17 protein-coding genes and 1 pseudogene are annotated in these 18,312 nt (G+C 74.4%); 5 read left to right on the top strand and 13 right to left on the bottom strand.

Annotated elements, in window-relative coordinates; all coding sequences use genetic code 11:
- Positions 1–145 precede the first annotated feature (145 nt).
- From AB0B83_RS24255 to AB0B83_RS24195, 13 genes and pseudogenes are all read right to left on the bottom strand, one after another.
- Positions 146–478, bottom strand: a pseudogene (locus tag AB0B83_RS24255) (mycodextranase); the annotation flags it as partial.
- Positions 479–692: 214 nt separating this feature from the next.
- Complete coding sequence (locus AB0B83_RS24250; RefSeq protein WP_357580088.1) at positions 693–2,693, bottom strand: discoidin domain-containing protein; 2,001 nt, start codon at positions 2,691–2,693, stop codon at positions 693–695.
- A gap of 102 nt (positions 2,694–2,795) precedes the next feature.
- Positions 2,796–3,077, bottom strand: a complete 282-nt coding sequence (locus tag AB0B83_RS24245) for a hypothetical protein (protein WP_357580087.1) — start codon at positions 3,075–3,077, stop codon at positions 2,796–2,798.
- A gap of 164 nt (positions 3,078–3,241) precedes the next feature.
- On the bottom strand, positions 3,242–4,243 hold the full coding sequence (locus AB0B83_RS24240; RefSeq protein WP_357580086.1) for an LLM class flavin-dependent oxidoreductase: 1,002 nt from the start codon (positions 4,241–4,243) through the stop codon (positions 3,242–3,244).
- On the bottom strand, positions 4,240–4,566 hold the full coding sequence (locus AB0B83_RS24235) for a TIGR04076 family protein (RefSeq protein WP_357580085.1): 327 nt from the start codon (positions 4,564–4,566) through the stop codon (positions 4,240–4,242). The genes AB0B83_RS24240 and AB0B83_RS24235 overlap by 4 nt, the downstream gene beginning before the upstream one ends.
- Positions 4,563–4,940 carry a nuclear transport factor 2 family protein gene (locus AB0B83_RS24230; RefSeq protein WP_357580084.1) on the bottom strand — a complete coding sequence of 126 codons (378 nt, stop codon included), beginning with the start codon at positions 4,938–4,940 and terminating at the stop codon, positions 4,563–4,565. Before AB0B83_RS24230 ends, AB0B83_RS24235 begins: the two co-directional genes overlap by 4 nt.
- 42 nt (positions 4,941–4,982) lie before the next feature.
- Positions 4,983–6,629: a DUF885 domain-containing protein gene (locus tag AB0B83_RS24225; RefSeq protein WP_357580083.1), complete on the bottom strand. Its 1,647-nt coding sequence runs from the start codon at positions 6,627–6,629 to the stop codon at positions 4,983–4,985.
- Complete coding sequence (locus AB0B83_RS24220) at positions 6,626–7,864, bottom strand: amidohydrolase family protein (RefSeq protein WP_357580082.1); 1,239 nt, start codon at positions 7,862–7,864, stop codon at positions 6,626–6,628. Before AB0B83_RS24220 ends, AB0B83_RS24225 begins: the two co-directional genes overlap by 4 nt.
- Before the next feature lie 10 nt (positions 7,865–7,874).
- A complete protein-coding gene (locus tag AB0B83_RS24215) occupies positions 7,875–8,858 on the bottom strand; it encodes an ABC transporter ATP-binding protein (protein WP_357580081.1) in 984 nt (327 codons plus the stop codon).
- Complete coding sequence (locus AB0B83_RS24210; protein ID WP_357580080.1) at positions 8,855–9,832, bottom strand: ABC transporter ATP-binding protein; 978 nt, start codon at positions 9,830–9,832, stop codon at positions 8,855–8,857. The genes AB0B83_RS24215 and AB0B83_RS24210 overlap by 4 nt, the downstream gene beginning before the upstream one ends.
- Before the next feature lie 3 nt (positions 9,833–9,835).
- On the bottom strand, positions 9,836–10,756 hold the full coding sequence (locus AB0B83_RS24205) for an ABC transporter permease (RefSeq protein ID WP_357580079.1): 921 nt from the start codon (positions 10,754–10,756) through the stop codon (positions 9,836–9,838).
- Positions 10,753–11,841, bottom strand: coding sequence for an ABC transporter permease (locus AB0B83_RS24200; RefSeq protein WP_357580078.1), 1,089 nt, complete (start codon positions 11,839–11,841; stop codon positions 10,753–10,755). The genes AB0B83_RS24205 and AB0B83_RS24200 overlap by 4 nt, the downstream gene beginning before the upstream one ends.
- 7 nt (positions 11,842–11,848) lie before the next feature.
- Positions 11,849–13,456, bottom strand: coding sequence for an ABC transporter substrate-binding protein (locus AB0B83_RS24195; protein WP_357580077.1), 1,608 nt, complete (start codon positions 13,454–13,456; stop codon positions 11,849–11,851).
- Between the two features lie 301 nt (positions 13,457–13,757).
- On the opposite strand from AB0B83_RS24195, the gene AB0B83_RS24190 reads away from it, so the two are divergent.
- The 5 genes from AB0B83_RS24190 (at position 13,758) to AB0B83_RS24170 (ending at position 18,239) form a co-directional block, all read left to right on the top strand.
- Positions 13,758–14,294 (top strand): helix-turn-helix domain-containing protein, encoded by a 537-nt coding sequence (locus AB0B83_RS24190; protein ID WP_132239617.1) that lies wholly within the window; start codon positions 13,758–13,760, stop codon positions 14,292–14,294.
- A gap of 73 nt (positions 14,295–14,367) precedes the next feature.
- Positions 14,368–15,288, top strand: coding sequence for a dihydrodipicolinate synthase family protein (locus AB0B83_RS24185; protein ID WP_357580076.1), 921 nt, complete (start codon positions 14,368–14,370; stop codon positions 15,286–15,288).
- The gene (locus tag AB0B83_RS24180) at positions 15,285–16,472 is read left to right on the top strand and encodes an FAD-dependent oxidoreductase (protein ID WP_357580075.1); all 1,188 of its coding nucleotides are present in this window, start codon (positions 15,285–15,287) and stop codon (positions 16,470–16,472) included. The genes AB0B83_RS24185 and AB0B83_RS24180 overlap by 4 nt, the downstream gene beginning before the upstream one ends.
- On the top strand, positions 16,465–16,776 hold the full coding sequence (locus AB0B83_RS24175) for a (2Fe-2S)-binding protein (RefSeq protein ID WP_311413492.1): 312 nt from the start codon (positions 16,465–16,467) through the stop codon (positions 16,774–16,776). Before AB0B83_RS24180 ends, AB0B83_RS24175 begins: the two co-directional genes overlap by 8 nt.
- On the top strand, positions 16,773–18,239 hold the full coding sequence (locus AB0B83_RS24170) for an NAD(P)/FAD-dependent oxidoreductase (RefSeq protein ID WP_357580074.1): 1,467 nt from the start codon (positions 16,773–16,775) through the stop codon (positions 18,237–18,239). The genes AB0B83_RS24175 and AB0B83_RS24170 overlap by 4 nt, the downstream gene beginning before the upstream one ends.
- Positions 18,240–18,312: the final 73 nt, after the last annotated feature.

Below are 18,312 nucleotides of genomic sequence, written 5' to 3'. Positions count from 1 at the left end.
CGAAGATCGCGGTCAGGTGCTGCTCGGCGATGCCGATGCCGGTGTCGATCACCCGGAACGCGAGGACGACGTCCGTCTGGGCGAGCCCCTCGGACGGCGGCGGCTGGCGGTGGCGCGGCGGAGTCCACCGCCCACCGCGAGGGGCTCACCAGGCCGACGGTGGCGGTGGCGGCACGACCGGCGGCCGGTCGTCGCAGGTGATGGTGTTCGGCAGTTGCCACGGGGCCAGCCAACCGCCGTCGTTGCCGCCCAGGTCGGTGAGGGCGAACTCCGAGCCGGTCGCCGGGAAGTTGAACGACCCGCAGTTGTTGACGCCGACGGCGCCGACGTTGCGGGCGTCGACGTTGCGCAACGAGGCCGACCCCGCCGCCCGGGCGCTCAGCACGGAGGTGCCCGTGCCGTCGACCCGGATGTCCTGGAACCGGACGCCGGTGATGGAGTGGAGGTCCTTCACGGGCCAGTCGCTGACCAGCATGACCCACCGGTGCGGTGCCGGCGGGCGGGGCGGCGGTGGCCGGGCCGGGCGCGCCGGCCAGGACGCCGAGGGCGGTCGCGAGCGCGACGGTGGCGGCGACCGCCGCCCGGGGCCGTCGCCGTGACGACGGTCCGGGCAGCGGAGATCTGCTCAGGGGCATGGCGTGACTCTTCTCGTGGTGGGACGGGTCCGGCGGTGCGGCCGGCAGTGACCGCCGCTACGCGGCGTACACCTCAAGCTGGGACAGCTGCGCCGCGGGCCAGCCGGTGTTGCCGGTGACGCGGATCCGCACGTACCGGCCGGGCGTCCCCGGGACGGCGATCGTCACCCGGTTGCCGGTGGCCGGATCGAAGACGTGGGCGGCGGACGCGACGGCGGTGCTCCAGGCGGTGCCGTCCGGGCTCGTCTCGACCGCGATCGTCTGCGTGCGTCGCTGCCAGGCTGCGGCGGGCGGGAGCCGGAGCACGACCTGTCCGACGGGGACGGTCGCGCCGAGGTCGACCCGCACCCACTGCGGGAAGGCGTTGCCGGCGCTCTCCCAGTAGGTGTTCGCGTCGCCGTCGACGACGTTGGCGCAGCCGTAGGTCTGCACGTGGCTGCTCTCCGTCACCGGCCTGCCCCGGGCGAGGTCGGCCCCGGGCGCCGCCGCGGTGGTCGCCGACACGGCGGCGGACGGCGCCGACAGCGTGCCGGCGCCGTCCACGGCGACGACCGTGAAGGTGTACGCGGTCTGGGGCATCAGGCCGCCGACGGTGGCGGAGGTGCCCGGGACGGACGCCACGGTCTGTCCGTCGCGGCGCACGTGGTAGCCGGTCACGCCGTCGGGGTCGGTCGACGCCGTCCAGGCCAGCGACACGCTTGTCGAGGTCCGGCCGGTCACCGTGAGGCCGCCCGGCGGGGTGGGCGGGGTGGGCGTCCCGGTCGCCGCGTACACGCCGACCCGGGCGAGCTGGGCCGCCGGCCAGCCGGTGTTGCCCGCGACGGTGGCCCGGACGTGGCGGGCGGCGGTGGACGGCACGGTGAGGGTCGCGGTGTTGCCGGTCGCCGGGTCGAAGCGGACCCCGACCGGCCCGGTGAGCGTGCTGAAGGACGCGCCGTCCGTGCTGCCCTGCACCGTCACCGTCTGGGTGCGCGCCTCCCAGCCGGCGGGCACGGCGAGGACGATCCGGGCCACCTGGTGGCTCGCGCCCAGGTCGACCCGCCACCAGTGGGGGAAGGCGCCGTTGGCGGATTCCCAGTAGCTGTTCGGATCCGCGTCGACGGCGTTGCCGGCGGCGAACGCGCCGTTCTGGCTGCTCGCCGACGCCGGCCGGCCGGCGGCGAGGTCGCCCCCGGGCTGCGGGCCGCCGCCGAGGACGGGCGGCGTCGGCCGTACGGGGGTGAGGGCGAGCTGCCCCTTGAACATCCGGCCGCCGTCGGCGGTGATCCGCAGGTAGTAATCGGCGGAGCAGGCGGTGCCGTCCTCGTCCAGCGCCCGGATGCCCGCCCCCGCCGGAGTCGTCGCCTGCGTCTCGCTGGTCTTGGCGATCTGGTTGCCCTCGTTGTACTCGTCGAACATGGAGACGTAGAGGCCCTGGGCGCCCAGCCGGGTCATGTTGTAGAGGTGCCGCCAATAGAAGTCGCCGTGGCGGCGGTGCCCGGCCGACAGGTCGCCCGGCATCACGCAGGGCTGGTAGTCGATGCCGTGCGCGGCGCAGTCGGCCAGGTCGGGGACGTTGACGTTGGTGTGGAACCAGTCGAGCCCGTCGAGGGTGCCGGTGCGGCCGACCATCCACGGCGAGAGCATGTGGAACGCGTGGTAGACGTCCGAGAAGCCCGGCCGGGAGTCGTTGACGCCCTGCCGCCAGTAGGTCGGCACGCCGCCGATGACGTAGCAGCCCTGGGCCTTGAACCAGTTGACGACGTCGAGGCAGGCGGCGGGCGCGAACGGGCGGCCGTCGTCGTTGAAACCGAAGCCCCAGACGCAGACCACCGGCCGGCCGTTCTGCCGCGCGTACGCCGGTGAGGCGGTGTGCGCGGACATCCGGTCGAGCCAGTCCTGCTTGATCTGGGACTGCATCGCCGTCCAGCCGGTGACGTCGTACATGACGTAGAACTTGCGGCCGAAGCGTTCCGCCGCGCCACGGACCTTGACCGCCATGGCGTCGCGGGTCGACCCCTCGTCGCCGAACGGGTTGAACCGTTGCAGAGCGGCGGTGTCGCAGCCGTGCTCCTGCATCCAGCGGAAGTGGGTGTCGACGGTCTGCTGGTCGTAGGAGGAAGAGAGCTGCGCCGGCTGGCCGTTGCCGAGCGGCGGGTACGCGGTGGGGTAGCCGCGGGCCTACTCCCGCATGTCGGGCCAGGAGACGATCGTGGTGTTGGCCGGGGAGGGCGACTGGAACCGGTCGCGGCTCCAGTGCCACCAGCCGCCGATCGGCGCGCCGTCACCCGGGCAGCTGAACCAGCCCTGGTAGCCGACCGATACCTTGCCGACGACGTCGCCCGGCGGGCTGGCCGCGTACGCCGTGCCGCGCAGGGCGGAGACCAGGTCGGCGGGGGAGACGGCGGCGAGCGCCGAACCGGCGGCGAGGGATCCGATGAGTCTCCGACGGGACACCGCCATGGCCGCCCTCCTTCCGGTCGCGGAAAGGTATCGATGGCCATGGTGCAGTAGGCGACTCCACAATGCAAGAGCGAGACCAGGCAATGAAAGAACACGACCGGGTACGGAAATTTGTCAGATGGGGGCGGGTCGGGAACCCCTTCCGGCCCGCCCCCACCGCGGCGTCACTCCCTGAGCAGCGGCAGCACCCGGCGGCCGAGCAGGTCGACGCCACCGGCCGGGGTCAGCCCGTGCGGGGTGCCGAACTCCACCCGGGTGGCCCCGGCGTCGAACACCGCCGCGGCCTGCGCCGCGACATGTTCGGGCGTGCCGGAGAAGGCGAACAGGTCGAGCAGGTCCCCGCCGATCAGCGCGCCGGCGAGGTCGTGCTCCTGACGGGCGACGTGCTGCTGGATCCGCGCCAGCAGCTCCGGGTCGATGTCGACGTTCGGGTCGAGGGCGGCGACCACGGCGAGGTACATGGCGACCTCGGTGCGGGCCACCCGGCGGGCCAGGGCGCCGTCCTCGTCCACCACGGTGACCGCACCGATCACCACCCCCACCTGGTCCCGGCCGACGGGCGTGGCCTCGTCCAGCCAGGCGCGCATCGTCTTGGCCATCGCCGGGTTGGCCGACCCGCCGACCTTGATCTCCGAGGCGAAGGCGGCGGCCGTCCGGGCGGTCTGCTGACCCCACGTGCCCACCAGGACCGGCACGTCGGCGCGGACCGGGGCGTAGCGCAGCGCCGTGCCGGGCGCCACGGTGAACTCCCGGCCCGCGAAGCCGCCCTCGTCGCGGGAGAGCAGCAGTCGCACCACGTCGACCGTCTCGGTGATCCGGCGCAGCGGCCGGGCCTGCGGCACCCCGATCTGGTCGAGCCAGGTGCCCCGGGCCAGCCCGAGGTAGGCCCGCCCGTTCGACGCCAGGTCCAGGGCGGCGACCTGCCCGGCGATCTCCACCGGGTGCATGGTGAACGGGTTCAGGCAGGCCGACCCGAGCCGGATCCGCCGGGTGTGCCGCGCGGCCACCAGCAGCGGGAAGATCGGCGGCTGGTACATCAGGTCGCCGAAGACCGACAGCACGTCGAAGCCGTGCCGTTCGGCGAGTTCGGCCAGTGCGGCGTACTCGTCGGCGCTCTTGTCGGACTGCAGTCCGATGCCGACCAGTCGGCGTCCGTCGGTGCTCACGTCAGGTCTCCAGTCGGAATTTGGCGCCGGCCGGTCCGCTCGATGCGCATGATGACCCGCTCGTCCGGGTCCGGGCAGGCCACGTGACTGTCCCGGGCCAGCCAGTCCTCCGGCGGCAGCGGCCGCTGCTTTGCCGGCAGCAGCGGCAGGCACGCGGCGAGGGCGTAGAGGCAGAAGTGCTTGCCCGTCGGGATGCTGAGCCGGTTCGACTCGGTCAGGTCGATGTAGTCACCCGGCCGCAGGCCGCAGACGGACCGGCCCTGGATCCGCTCCACCACGACCCGCAGGTCGTAGAGGTCGGTGACCGGTTCCTCGGCGCTCATCGGAGGGCCTCCGCGTGGTGGTGCACGATCCGCCAGCCCCGCTCGTCGCGGCGCAGCACGTCCGTGACCCGGAAACAGTCGTCCGGCTGCCCGCCCGCGTAGCGGGCCCGCAGGACGTAGCGGACCAGGCCGGTGTCGTCCCACGACTCGACCCGGAACTGCTCGGGCGCGACCGAGGTGGGAGGCGCGGCCGGGCCCCGGTCCGCCGCCCGGCGGTCCCGCAGGTCGTCCAGGGCGGCCAGCCCGTCCAGAAGCTCGGGCGCGTCGGACTCCCAGATCGTCAGGTCGGGGTGCAGGCGGGCGTCGAACGCCGACCGGTCGCCCAACGACCGGTACATGTCGGTGATGGCGGCGGTGAGATCGTCAACGGTCATCGGGGCTCGCTTCCGGTCGGGGCGGACGGGGGTGTCGGGGGATCAGGAGAGTTCGGCGAGGCGGGCGCGCAGCGGATCGAGCCCCATCGGGCCGAGCCGCAGGGCGCGGTGGTGGAACCGCTTGCGGTCGAATCCCGCGCCCTCGCGCCGTTCGACCTCCCGGCGGGCCTGCTGCCAGAGCCGCGCCCCGACCTTGAAGGCCAACGCCTGCGCCGGCCAGCCCAGGTACCGGTCGACCTCGAACCGCGCCGTCGCCGGGTCCAGTCCGGCGACCCGGACCAGGAAGTCCACGGCCAGCTCGGGGGTCCACCGGCGCGCGTCGGTGACGCCGTTCCCGGCCGGGATCGGCACGTCCAGGTGCAGTCCGAGGTCGATCACCACCCGGGCCGCGCGCCACATCTGCCCGTCGAGCATGCCGAGCCGCTCGGCGGGGCCGGCGTAGAGGCCCAGTTCGTCGGCGAGGCGTTCGGCGTAGTGCGCCCAACCCTCGGCGTACCCGTGCACCTGGCACAGCGACCGCTGCCACGGATGCAGCTCGGCGGCGGTGAGGGTGATCGCGTGCTGGAGGTGGTGCCCGGGCAGCCCCTCGTGGCAGAGCGTCCCGACGTGCCGCCACACCGGCACCGTCGACTCGCCGGGGGGCGTCGACCACCAGATCCCGCCCGGCCGCGTCAACCCGGCGTCGGGCGGGGTGTAGTACATGACGCCGGAGGCGGCGGGGCTGAGCCGGCACACCACCTGGCGGGTGGCGGCCGGGATGTCGAAGTGCGGGCCGTCGAGGGCGTCGGTGAGCTGTTCGGTGCGCTCGCGCAGCCACCGCTCCAGGTCGGGCCCGACCGGCACCCGGCCGGCGGGGTCGGCGTCCAGCGCGGCCCGCGCCGCCGCCACGTCCGGGTGGCCCAGCTCGGCGGCGACCGCCCGCTGCTCGGCGGCGGTGCGGGCCAGCTCCTCCCAGCCGTACGCGTACAGCTCGTCCAGGTCGACGGTCGCCCCGAGGAAGCTGCGCGCGGTGACGGCGTACAGGTCGCGCCCGACGCCGTCGACCTCGGTGGCCCGGGGCGCCAGCTCGGTGCGCAGGAACGCGGCGAACTCGGCGGTGGCGGCGCTGGCCAGTTCCGCCCCGGCGGCCAGCTCTCCGGCCAGCGGCCCGCCCGGGTGGCCGGCCACCAGCCGGCCGTAGAAGTCGTCGGCGGTGACCCAGGCGGTGCACTGGTCGGCGACCGCCAGCACCTGCCGGCGGGCGACCAGGTGTCCCCGCTGCGCCGAGCGGCGCAGCGTCTCGGCGTACTGGCCGAGGGCCGTGGGCACCCGGCGCAGGTGCGCGGCGACGACCGCCCAGTCCTCGTCGGTGGCGCGCGGCAGGTTGTCGAAGACCTGCCGGACCAGGTGCACCGGCGTCGCCAGCGGGGCGAGCAGCCGGGTGGTGAAGCCCGCGTCGTAGAGGTCGACCTCGCTGGCCAGCCGGTCGCGCAGCGCCCCCGCGAGGGCCCGCTGCGCCGTGCCGTCGGCGTCGGCGCCGGCCGCCGCCGCGGCGGTGCCGCGCGCCAGCTCCGCGCGGGCGGCGAAGCCGTCGGGGGAGAGGTCCGCGAAGTGCGATCCGGGGGTACGACCCGCCGCCTCGGCGGCCTCCGGGTCCAGCTCGGCGAGCGCGTCGAGGTACCCGTCGGCGACCTCGGTGATGGTCGTCATCGGGCGACTCCGAGGCGGCCGTGGTCGTCCCGGTATCCGACGCCGCCCTTGAGTACCGTGTGCAGGGTGCGCAGCGCGGACACCGACCGGGTGGGGTCGTCGCGCAGGACCAGCAGGTCCGCGTGCTTGCCCGCCTCGACGCTGCCGAGCGTGTCGGCCTGGCCCAGCCACTGCGCGGGGCGGATGGTGGCGGACTTCAGCGCGTCGGCGACGGGCATCCCGGCGTCCACCATGAACTCCAGCTCACGCACGGTCGCGGTCGTCTCGTCGTAGCCGGCGTGCGGCGGCATGTCGCTGCCCAGCGCGATCGGCACCCCGTTGCGGATGGCGTGCTGCAGGCTCTCCCAGTGCCGGGGCCCGGCGCCCAGGGCGCGGTCCATCAGCCAGCCCGGCACGCCCGCGTCGCGGAAGAACTGCTCGCAGCGGCTGACCACGATCGTCGGGACGTACCAGACACCCCGGTCGGCCATCAGCCGGGTCACCTCGTCGGTCAGCTCGTAGCCGTGCTCGACGCAGTCCAGGCCGAGTTCCACGGCGCGGCGCACCGACTCGGCGGGCCCGGCGTGCGCGGTGACCTTGCGGCCCCAGTCGTGCGCCACCCGGACCACCGCCGCCAGCTCGTCGTCGAGCAGCTGCGGGGTGTCGATCGACTCGAACTCGCCGGCGATGCCGCCGGAGATGCACACCTTGATCAGGTCGGCGCCGGCCCGGATCTGCTGCCGGGTGAGCCGGCGGAACCCGTCCGCCCCGTCGGCCTCCAGGGCGTCGGCCTCCCAGCCGTGCCCGCCGGTGCAGCAGAGGGCGTGCCCGGCGGTGAAGATCCGCGGGCCGTCCACCGCGCCGCGCTCGATGCCCTTGCGCAGGGCGAAGTCGGCGTACCGGCTCTCGCCGACGAGCCGGGCGGTGGTGACCCCGGAGTGCAGGGTCCGCCGCGCCGAGTCGGCCATCAGCAGCACCAGCTCGGCGAGGTTCGACCGGTGCACCTCGTCGCCGAAGTGGCCGGGCAGGCCGAGTGAGAGGTGCACGTGCATGTTGGTCAGGCCGGGCATGACGTGGTCGCCGTGCAGGTCGACCACCCGGGCGCCGCCGGCCTCGGCGAGGACGTCGTCGACCGGGCCGACCGCGCGGATCGTGCCGTCGGCGCCGACCCAGACGCCCTGGTCGCGCTGGAGGTCGTCCCGCACGCCGTCGTAGAGCGCGAGGTTGACCAGGACCTGTTCGGTGGGGATGTGCATGCGGAGTCCTCTACGCGGCGGGCGCGGTGGTCGGCGCCACCGTCGGGTCGTTGAGCCAGCAGGCGGCGCTGCGGCCGCCGAGGTCGAGCGTGGGCGGCTGCTCGCCGCACGGCGCGAAGGCGTGCGGGCAGCGCGGCCGGAACCGGCACCCGGTCGGCGCGTGCGCCGGGTCGGGCACCTCCCCGGCGAGGGTCCTGGGCAGCTGCGGGTGCGCCGAGATCTGCGGCACCGCGTCGATCAACGCCTGGCTGTACGGGTGCCGGGGCGAGCGCCACAGCTGGCGGGTGGGCGCGGTCTCCACGATCCGGCCCAGGTACATCACCGCCGTGACGTCGGCGATCTCGTGCACCAGGGACAGGTCGTGCGAGATGAACAGCATGCCCATGTCCAGGTCCCGGACCAGCCCGACGAGCAGGTTGACCACCTGCGCCTGGGACGAGGCGTCCAGCGCGGTGACCGGCTCGTCCGCGATGATCATCCGGGGCTCCGGCGCGAGCGCCCGCGCGATGGCGAGCCGCTGCCGCTGGCCGCCGGAGAACTGGTGCGGGTACCGCTCCGCGGCCCCGGCCGGCATGCCGACCCGGTCCAGCAGGTCGGCGACCCGCGCCCGGCGGGCGGCGCCGGTCACCGTGTCCGGCACCCCGTCGAGGAGCTGGGCGCCGATGGTGCGCCGGGGGTTCAGCGACGCGTACGGGTTCTGGAAGACCATCTGGAGCCCCACCTGCGGCACCGGCCGGCGCCGCCAGCCGAGCGGGGTGACCGGGCGCCCGGCGAACCGGATCGCCCCGGCGCTCGGCGCGGCCAGCCCGACCGCCACCCGGGCCAGTGACGACTTGCCGCAGCCGGACTCGCCGACCAGGCCGACGATCTGGCCGGGCGCCACCTCGAGGCTCACCCCGGCCACGGCCCGCACCGGCCCCCGGCCGCGCGCCTTGTACTCGACCTCGACGTCGCTGATCTCGAGCAGGTTGCCCGAGCCGACGGGCTGGTTCATGCCGCCACCTCCAGGTGCGGACGGACCACGCAGGCCACCGACCGGTCGGCGCCGGCGGGGGCGAGCGGGGGCGGCGCGCTGCCGCAGGACGGCTCGGCGTACCCGCACCGGGGTTGGAACGGACATCCGGGCGGCGCCTGCCCCGGCGCCGGCGGCCCGCCCGGGATGGGGCGCAGCGTGCCGACGGCCTGGGTGCCGTGCGGGCGGGCGCCGAGCAGCGCCGCCGTGTACGGGTGCTGCGGCGCGGTGAGCAGCGCCCCGGTGGGACCGGTCTCCACCACCCGCCCGGCGTAGAAGACGTACCCGCGGGTGGTGAGGGCGCTGAGCACGCCGAGGTCGTGGGTGATGAAGGCGACGGCCAGCCCGGTCTCGGCGCGCAACTGGTCCAGCAGCGCCAGGATGCCGGCCTGCACCGTCACGTCGAGCGCGGTGGTGGGCTCGTCGGCGATCAGCAGCCGGGGGCGGGCGGCGAGGGCGATCGCGATGGCCGCCCGCTGCCGCATGCCGCCGGAGAACTGGTGCGGGTACGCCCGCACCGCCCGCTGCGGGTCGGGGATGCGGACCTGCTCGAGCAGCTCCACCGCCCGCCGGTCGGCCGCCCGCCGGTCCAGGCCCAGGTGGACCTGCATGTGTTCGGTGAGCTGCCGGCCGATCGTGAGCATCGGGTGCAGCGCGGCGGTGGGGTCCTGGAAGACCATCGCGATGCCGGCGCCGCGTACCTTCTGCCAGCGCTTCGTGTCCAGGCCGAGCAGCTCGGTGCCGGCGAACCGGGCCGATCCGGTGACCTTGGCGCCGGCGGGCAGCAGCCCGAGCAGGGTCTGCGCGGTGAGGCTCTTGCCGCACCCGCTCTCCCCGGCGATGCCGACCATCTCGCCCTCGTCGACGGTGAACGACACGTCGTGCAGGATCGGCAGCGGCCCGGTGGGGCCGGGCAGGGTGACGGCCAGGGAGTCGACCTCGAGCAGAGGTGCCATTTCTCAACGTCCCTTCGCGTAGCGGGGATCGATCCGGTCGCGCAGCGCGTCGCCGAGCACGTTGAAGGCCATCACCACGGTGAGGATGGCCAGACCGGGGAAGACGCTGACCCACCACATGGAGAGGTCCTGCGAGCCGAGCGCCACCATCGAGCCCCACTCGGCGGCCGGCGGGCGGGGGCCGAGGCCGAGGAAGGACAGCGCGGAGAGCAGCAGCACGGCGTTGCCCAGTTCGAGGGTGGCCAGCACGATCGCCGGACCCACGCTGTTGGGCAGGACGTCGCGGCGCAGCGCGCGCATCGGCCCGATGCCGAGCAGCCGGGCGGCGCTGAGGTAGTCCTCGCCGCGCATGGTCAGCACGGCGCTGCGGATGACCCGGGCGTAGACCGGCCAGGAGACGATGACCAGCGCGAGGACGGCGTTGCGGGTGCTGGGGCCGAACGCGGCCGTGACCGCCATCGCCAGGATGATCTGCGGGAACGCGAAGACCAGGTCCGTCAGGCGCATCAGCGCCTCGTCGACGAACCGGCCCACGTAGCCGGCGACCAGGCCGAGCAGGCCGCCGATCAGCAGGGCGAGCGAGACGATGGCGAGCGCGAGGGGGATCGACAGGCGGGAGCCGTGGATCACCCGGCTGAACACGTCCCGGCCGAGGGAGTCGGTGCCGAACCAGTGCGTGCCGGACGGCGGCGCGTAGGCGTCGGGGCTCTGCGCCAGCGGGTCGAACGGCGCGACGAGCGGGGCGAAGAGCGCCGCCAGCAGCCACCCGCCGAGGATGACCAGGGCCACCACGGCGATCGGCTGGCGCCAGATGGGCCGCGCCGTCGAACGTCCCCGCAGCCGGCCGCCCAGGAAGCGGCGCCGGGTCAGCGCGGCCGTCGCCTTGGGGTCGGGCGCCACGGGATCGGGTGCGAGTGCGGTCATGACAGGCGGATCCTCGGGTCGATGAGCCCGTACAGCAGGTCGACCGTGAGGTTGACCAGCGTGTAGACCAGCGCCACGAACAGGCTGACGCCGAGGATCGCGGGCAGGTCCAGCGCCGTCGCGCTGCGGTACGCGTACTGGCCGAGGCCCGGCCAGCCGAAGATGTTCTCCACCAGCACCGTGCCGGAGAGCAGCGAGGCGAAGGCCAGCCCGGAGACGGTGATCACCGGGACCAGGCCGGCCCGCAGCAGGTGCCGGCGGAACACCACCCGGGCGGGCAGGCCCTTGGCGTACGCGGCCCGGATGTAGTCCTGCTGGAGCACCTCCAGCATGGACGAGCGGACGAAGCGGACGAGCATCGCCACGGTCAGGCTGGTCAGCACGAGCACCGGCAGGATCAGGTGCTGGGCGGCGTCCCAGGCGACGTCCCACTGGCCGGCGAGGGCGGCGTCGACGGTGTACATGCCGGTCACCGTCGGCGGCGGGCTGAAGTCGGTCGAGAGCCGCCCGCCGCTGGGGGCCAGGCCGAGCTGGTAGAAGAAGACGTAGAGCACGACGAGCGACAGCCAGAACGGCGGGGTGGAGAGGCCGAGCAGCGCGCCGACGCGGATCAGCTGGTCGGTGATCCGACCGTTGCGCACGGCGGCGAGCATGCCGATCCCGGTGCCGATGAGCAGCGCCAGCACCATGGTGGGGATGGCCAGTTCCATGGTCGCCGGCACGTACTGGAACAGGTCGTCGGCCACGGTGCGGCCGGTCTGCTGGGAGATGCCGAGGTCACCCGTCAGCAGGTTGCCCAGGTACTGGAAGTACTGCACGTACAGCGGCTGGTCCAGGCCCCACTTCTCGCGGAACGCCGCGACCGTCGCGGGGTCGTTGAGCGCCTGGTCGGAGAGGTTGGCCGTGACCGGGTCGCCGGGTACCACGGTGACCAGCCCGAACGTCACGATCGTGACGCCCAGCAGCAGGCCGGCGGTGATGGCCACCCGCTTGAGCAGGAAGACCAGCAGTGCCCGGTGCGGCCGGGGCCGGGACACGGTCGTGGTGACCGCGCCCGGCTCGGCGTCGTCGACTGTCGTCGTCATGGAGTGACTACCCCCGGCCCACCGCGGCGAGGTCGACCTGCCAACCGGCGGCGGTGTAGTCCGTGCCGGTCAGGTCGCCGCTCGCCACCACGGTGGAGGAGTTGCTGGCCAGGACGACGTACGGCGAGGCGGCGTTCATCGCCCGCTGCCACTCCTGCATGGCGGCGGCCCGGGCGGCCAGGTCGAGGGTCTCGGTGACCTTCTTGCCGGCGGTCACGACGGCCGGGTCGGCCCGCTCCACCGTCCAGCCCGAGCGCAGCGCGGTGGCCTGGCCGGGGGACATGTTGTTGATCAGCGAGTCGGCGACCGGGTAGTTCAGGCTCTGCGGGGTGAACCCGAGGGCCATCTTGCCCGTACGCATCTCGTCGAGGAAGGTGGTCAGCGGCTGCGGAGTGAGCTCCAGCTTGATGCCGGCCTCGGCGGCGTCGCCCTGCACCTTCGTCGCGACCGTGCCCAGGTCGACCCCCTTGTAGGTGATGGCCGGGTAGTTGAACTTGACCGTGGGGTTGGTCAGCCCCGCCTCGGTGAGCAACGCCTTGGCCTTCGCCACGTCACGCTTCGACTGCTCCTCGGCGGGCAGCGCGCCCGGGTAGGCCGGGGCGACCAGGCCGGCGCCGGGGGCGGCGCCCTTGCCGTACAGCGCGGCGATGCCCTCGTAGTCGATGGCGGCCCGCAGCGCCTGGTTGAACTTCGCGTTCGAGCTCACCGGGGAGACGGCCGGGTCGGCGTTGAGGAAGAGGAAGTAGACGGTGTCCTGCATGGCGGAGGTCTTCAGGCTGCCCGGCAGCCCCTCCAGCAGCTTGCCGGAGATGTCCAGCGCGATCTCGGAGCCGCCGGCCCGCTGCATGGTCAGCTTCTGGGTCTGCACGTCCATGTTGCGCAGCACGACGCGGCTGAACTCGGGCTTGTCGCCCCAGTAGTTGGGGTTGGCCTCCAGCACCACCTGCGCCGACGGGTCGTACGACTTGAGCACGTACGGGCCGCTGCCGACGGAGTTCGTGTCGAGGTACTGCTGCGCGGTGTCGCTCTTGGCGGCGTCGGCGGCGTCGGTCGCGCCGTGCTCCTTGGCGACCTTGGAGTTCACCACGCCGGTGGAGGGCATCGCGAGCACCACGGGGATGTTCGGGTCGGCGGTCGCCGAGGTGACCACCACGGTCCGCTCGTCGGTCTTGGCGAACGTGAGGCCGCTGACCATGACGGCCGGGCTGGCCTTGACGTTCTTCAGCCGGTTGAGGGAGAAGACCACGTCGTCGGCGGTCAGCGCGGTGCCGTCGGAGAACTTCACGCCCTCGCGCAGCTTGAAGGTGAAGGTCTTGGCGTCGGGCGACGCCTCGAACGACTCGGCCAGGGCCGGGACCGGCTTGCTCACGTCCGAGCCCTCGAAGGTCAGCAGGGTGTCGTAGAGCGAGTGCACGGCGGTGAGGCCGGTCGCCTCGTAGATCCGGCCGGGGTCGAGGGTCTTGAGGACGAACGAGGTGTTGACGGTCAGGGTCTTGGCCGAACCGCCGTCACCGTTTCCTCCGCTGCCGCCCGCGCTGCACGCGGTGCTGGAGGCTATGGCCAGCGCCGCCAGAGCGATCGCTCCGACGCGGAGCCGGCGAGGGGACACCGACATGCTGTTCCTACCTTCGTATGGGCCGGCCCGCGCGGGACGGGCTCTGGGGGCTGTCACACCCGGTGACGTCGGTGACGCCGCGGCCGGGCCGTTGGTGCAACCGTGGCGGCTTCGCGGGTCTGCGCCGTTGTGCCGTCATGGGGTTGGATGTACCCGGACGGGACTCGTGTCCGGTTCGTGCCTCAACGCCGCTTGTCTAGTAGCGCCAAACGCGTTCACCTTGTGTTTGACCACCCTAGACAGCGGCGTATAGTCACGTCAAACATTTCTAGCCACACTGTTTCGGAACGAGGAAAGACGCATGCTCGGTGACCAGCTCCGCGACCTGCGCCAGCAGCACTCCTTCACGCTGCGCCAGCTCGCGGCGGCGGCCGACGTGTCGCCCGCCCTGCTCAGCCAGATCGAGAACGGCGCCACGGACCCCAGCCTGGCCACCCTGCGTAAGCTCGCCAAGGTCTTCGACACCTCCATCGCGGCGCTGTTCTCCGAGCCGGACGCCCCGCTGGTGCACATCAGCCGGCCCGGCTCGCGGTCCCGGCTCGCCGCGCCTCCCGGGCAGATCGCCTACGACCGGCTCACGCCGGGGCGGGGCGACCTTGAGGTGCTCGAAGCCGAGCTGGCGCCCGGCGACGCCAGCTCCACCGAGCCGTGGGCGCACCCCTCCACCGAGTGCGCGATCGCCGTCACCGGCGAGGTGGTGGCCGAGATCGGCGGCGAGAACTACGTGCTGAAGACCGGCGAGGCGATCACCTTCGACTCCCGGCTGCCCCACCTCTACCGCAACGCCAGCGACCAGCGGGCCCGGCTCATCATCGCGGTCACCCCGCCGACCCCCTGACCCACCCGGCACGTCACCCGGCCCGCGTACGCGCACGTGGGCGGTACGACGCCGCCCGTCGAAAGGACCCGCAGTGGACCGTGACAGCGTCGACTGGTTCGGCTACCTCCCGGCCGTCACCACCCCGTTCACCGCCACGGGCGAGCTGGACCTCGCCGCCTGGCGCGGGCAACTGGACTGGCTCGCCGCCGAGCGGCTGCACGGGGTGATCGTCGGCGGCACCACGGGCGAGTGGTTCAGTCTCAGCGAACAGGAGCGGGCCGAGCTGTTCCGGACGGCCGCCGAGCGGGTCGGCGACCGGCTCACCGTGCTCGGCGGCTGCAACGCGTACACGCCGGCGGAGGCCATCCGGCACGCCGAGGCCGCCCGGGCCGCCGGCCTGCACGGCATCCTGCTCACCCCGCCGCCGTACGTGGTGCCCACCCGCGCCGAGGTCGTGGCGTTCTACCGGGCCGTCGCCGAGGCCGTCGACATCCCGCTCTGCGTCTACAACTGGCCCCGCGGCACCGGCGTCGACCTGGACGCCGACCTGCTGCTGGAGCTGAGCGCGCTGGACACCGTGGTGGCGGTCAAGAACTCCACAGCGGACTTCGGCGGATTCGTCCGGAGCCTGGTGGCCCTGCGGCACCGGGTGCGCTACTTCGGCATCCCCACCAACGAGGTGGGCATCGAGCTGATGACCACGATCGGCGGCGACGGGCTGATGGGCGCCGGCGCCGTGCTCGGCGCCGACCACCCCGACTTCTTCCGCGCGCTGCGCGCGGGGGACCTCGACCGGGCCCGGGTCCTCGGCGCCCGCGACCGCGTGATCATGGAGGACTGGTTCGGGCCCGACTACGGCGCCCGGTTCGGCAACGCGCAGGCGATCATGAAGTACGCCCTCACCCTGCGCGGCGTGCCGGCCGGTCACGTCCGTGCGCCGCTGCTCCCGCTGACCCCCGCCGAACAGGACCGCGTCCGGGCCACCATGACCCAGCTCGACCTGCTCCCGTGACTGCGTACGACACGGCGGTCGTCGGCGGCGGCCTGCTCGGCTGCGCGACCGCCTGGCACCTGGCCCGGGCCGGCAACCGCGTCCTGCTCGTCGAGAAGGACCAGGTCAACCGGCACGCCTCCGGGCAGAACGCGGGCAGCCTGCACTTCCAGCTGGAGTTCCGGATGGTCGAGCACGGCGACGACGCGGCCCGCGCGGCGGCCCGGGCGCTGCCGCTGCACCTGGACGCCGTGCGGGCCTGGGCGAGCATCGAGGACGAGCTCGGCGAGCGGTGCGGGGTGTCGCGCACCGGCGGGCTGATGCTCGCCGAGACCCCGGCGGAGATCGCCGTGCTGGACCGCAAGGCGGCCCTCGAACGAGAGTACGGCCTCGACGTCGCCGTGCTCTCCGGCCCCGAGCTGCGCCGGTTCGCGCCGTACCTGGCGGACACCGTGCTCGCCGCCGGCCACGTGCCCGGCGAGGGCAAGGCCAACCCGCGGCTGGTCACGCCGGCGTTGGCCCGGGCCGCCGCCCGCCACGGTGCCGTGCTGCGCACCGGCTGCCGGGTCACCGCGCTGCACCGGCGCGGCCGGCACTGGGAACTGCGCACCGGGACCGGCCCGGGGGACACCGCCGGGGAGACCCACCTGGCCGACACGGTCGTGCTCGCCGGCGGCGTGTGGACCACCGAACTGGCCGCGATGGCCGACGTCCGGCTGCCGGTCTTCCCGGTCGGGCTGACGATGAGCGCGACCGCCCGCAGCCGGCCGTTCCTGCCGCACCTGATCCAGCACGTCGGCCGCCGGCTGTCGATGAAGCAGACCGAGGACGGCAACGTGCTGATCGGTGGCGGCTGGCCGGCCAAGCTGGTCAGCCGCGCCGGACAGGTCGACCTGGAAACCAACCCGGAGCTGCGCTACGAGTCGCTGGTCGGCAACGCCGACGCCGCCCGGGTGGTCCCGGCGGTGTGGGACCTGCCGGTGATCCGGACGTGGACGGGCATGACCACGCTCACCCCGGACCACCTGCCGCTGCTCGGCGCGGTGCCGCGCCGGCCGGGGCTGTACGTCGCCACCGGCGGCTCGGCCTTCACCCTCGGCCTCACCTACGCCCGGCTCCTCGCCGCCATGGTCGTCACCGGCGAGCCCGACCGTGCGGTCGAGGACTACTCACCCGCCCGCTTCGGAGCGCTGAACTTTGTCTGAACACCGCCCGCCGCAGCCCGCCGAGGCGCCGAGGCGCACCGCGATGGGCCGGCCCGCGCCGGTCACCATCGAGGTGGACGGGCGGCCGGTGCCCGCCCACCCGGGCGAGTCCCTGGCCACCGCGCTGCTGGCCGCCGGGGAGCGGGCCGTCGGCGCCACGCGCGGCGGCGCCCGCCGGGGGCCCTACTGCAACATGGGGATCTGCTTCGAGTGCGTCGTCACGGTGGACGACGTGCCCTGCCAGCGTTCCTGCCTGGTCCGGGTACGGGCCGGCATGCGGGTCCGCACGGCGGTGCCCCGGTGAGCGCGCCCGACGTGGTGGTGGTCGGCGCCGGTCCGGCCGGGCTGGCCGCCGCCGCCACCCTCGGCCGGCACGGCGCCGCCGTCACCGTCGTCGACGAGCAGGAGCAGCCGGGCGGCCAGATCTACCGCCGGCCGCCGGCCGGGTTCACCCCGCCGGCCGCGCCGTCCGCCGCCGGTCGGGCCCTGCTCGCCGAGGCCACCGCCGCGCCCGGCGTCCGGTGGCTCGCCGACACCACGGTGTGGGGCGTTCTCGGCACCCGCGCCGGCCTCGACGGGTACGCGGGCGAGCAGCCCCCGCCGGGGCGCTACCGGGTCGCCACGCACGGCCCGGCCGGGGTCCGCCTGCTCGAACCCCGGGCGGTGCTGCTCACCGCCGGCGCGTACGACCTGCCGGTGCCGTTTCCCGGCTGGACCCTGCCGGGCGTGCTCACGGCGGGCGGTGTGCAGACGTTCGTCAAGGCGCAGGGCCTGCTGCCGGGCGGCCGGTTCGTGCTGGCCGGGGGCCACCCGCTGCTGCTGGTGGTGGCCGCCCAGCTGGTGCGCGCCGGTGCCCGGGTGGTCGAGGTCGCGCTGGTCCAACGCCGCCGCGACCTGCTGCCCGGTCCGGCCGGGCTGGCCGCCGTGGCGGGCGCGGGCGGCAAGATCGCCGAGGGCGTGGGGGCGCTGCGCGTGCTGCGCCGGGCGGGGGTGCCGGTCCGGTTCGCCACGGTCGTCCGCCGCGCCGACGGCGACCCGGACCTGAGCGCGGTGACCCTCGCCGAGGTCGGCCCCACGGGGCAGCCGGTGCCCGGGACCGACCGGGAGGTGCCCTGCGACGTGCTGGCGCTGGGCTACGGCTTCGTCCCCTCCGTCGAGCTGGCCCGGCAGGCCGGCTGCGCGGTGACCTGGGACTCGCCCGCGGGCGGCTGGGTGGTCGGGCACGACGAGTGGTTGCGCACCTCGGTGCCCCGGATCGCGGTCGCCGGCGAGCTGACCGGCGTCGCGGGTGCCGAGCAGGCGGAGGTCGAGGGGCGGCTGGCCGCCCTGGGCGTGCTGCGCGACCTGGGGCTGCTCGACGAGCGTCGGGCCGCCGCGCTGGCCGACCCGGTGCGCCGGGAACTGCGCCGCCGGCGACGTTTCGTCACCCAGGTGCTCGACCGCTTCGCGCCGGACCGGGCGGCCCTGGGCAGCCTGGTCACCGACGACACCGTGCTCTGCCGCTGCGAGGAGGTGCGGGCCGGTGACGTGCGCCGGGCGGTGGCGGCCAACCCGCACCTGGGCACCGCGAACGCGGTCAAGCTGGTGACCCGCGCCGGGATGGGCCTGTGCCAGGGCCGGTCCTGCCAGCCGGGCCTCTGCCAGTTCATCTGCACGCTGACCGGCCGGGGGCCGGAGGAGGTAGGGGCGTTCACCGCTCAGGCGCCGGTCAAGCCCGTCCCCCTGCGCGCCCTCGCGATCGGCGACGCGCCGCCCGACACGCCCTGACCGCCGCGCGCCCTGATCGGCGAGCCCTTGAGCGTGGCGCGCCCTAACCGGCGGCCCCTGACCGCCGCGCGCC

It is taken from the genome of Micromonospora sp. NPDC049060, from assembly GCF_040649055.1.
In the GTDB taxonomy this organism is placed as follows: domain Bacteria; phylum Actinomycetota; class Actinomycetes; order Mycobacteriales; family Micromonosporaceae; genus Micromonospora; species Micromonospora reichwaldensis.
Note: the sequence above shows the minus strand (reverse complement) of the source record. Positions and strands in the feature narration are given on the sequence as shown.

Excerpts from the sequence above, each read along its gene's own strand:
- AB0B83_RS24235 (WP_357580085.1), bottom strand. The coding sequence starts at position 4,566 with ATGAGCGCCGAGGAACCGGTCACCGACCTCTACGACCTGCGGGTCGTG.
- AB0B83_RS24220 (WP_357580082.1), bottom strand. The coding sequence starts at position 7,864 with ATGCACATCCCCACCGAACAGGTCCTGGTCAACCTCGCGCTCTACGAC.
- AB0B83_RS24250 (WP_357580088.1), bottom strand. The coding sequence starts at position 2,693 with ATGCAGGAGCACGGCTGCGACACCGCCGCTCTGCAACGGTTCAACCCG.
- AB0B83_RS24205 (WP_357580079.1), bottom strand. The coding sequence starts at position 10,756 with ATGACCGCACTCGCACCCGATCCCGTGGCGCCCGACCCCAAGGCGACG.
- AB0B83_RS24215 (WP_357580081.1), bottom strand. The coding sequence starts at position 8,858 with ATGAACCAGCCCGTCGGCTCGGGCAACCTGCTCGAGATCAGCGACGTC.
- AB0B83_RS24210 (WP_357580080.1), bottom strand. The coding sequence starts at position 9,832 with ATGGCACCTCTGCTCGAGGTCGACTCCCTGGCCGTCACCCTGCCCGGC.
- AB0B83_RS24225 (WP_357580083.1), bottom strand. The coding sequence starts at position 6,629 with ATGACGACCATCACCGAGGTCGCCGACGGGTACCTCGACGCGCTCGCC.
- AB0B83_RS24230 (WP_357580084.1), bottom strand. The coding sequence starts at position 4,940 with ATGACCGTTGACGATCTCACCGCCGCCATCACCGACATGTACCGGTCG.
- AB0B83_RS24190 (WP_132239617.1), top strand. The coding sequence starts at position 13,758 with ATGCTCGGTGACCAGCTCCGCGACCTGCGCCAGCAGCACTCCTTCACG.
- AB0B83_RS24200 (WP_357580078.1), bottom strand. The coding sequence starts at position 11,841 with ATGACGACGACAGTCGACGACGCCGAGCCGGGCGCGGTCACCACGACC.
- AB0B83_RS24245 (WP_357580087.1), bottom strand. The coding sequence starts at position 3,077 with ATGGCGGTGTCCCGTCGGAGACTCATCGGATCCCTCGCCGCCGGTTCG.
- AB0B83_RS24195 (WP_357580077.1), bottom strand. The coding sequence starts at position 13,456 with ATGTCGGTGTCCCCTCGCCGGCTCCGCGTCGGAGCGATCGCTCTGGCG.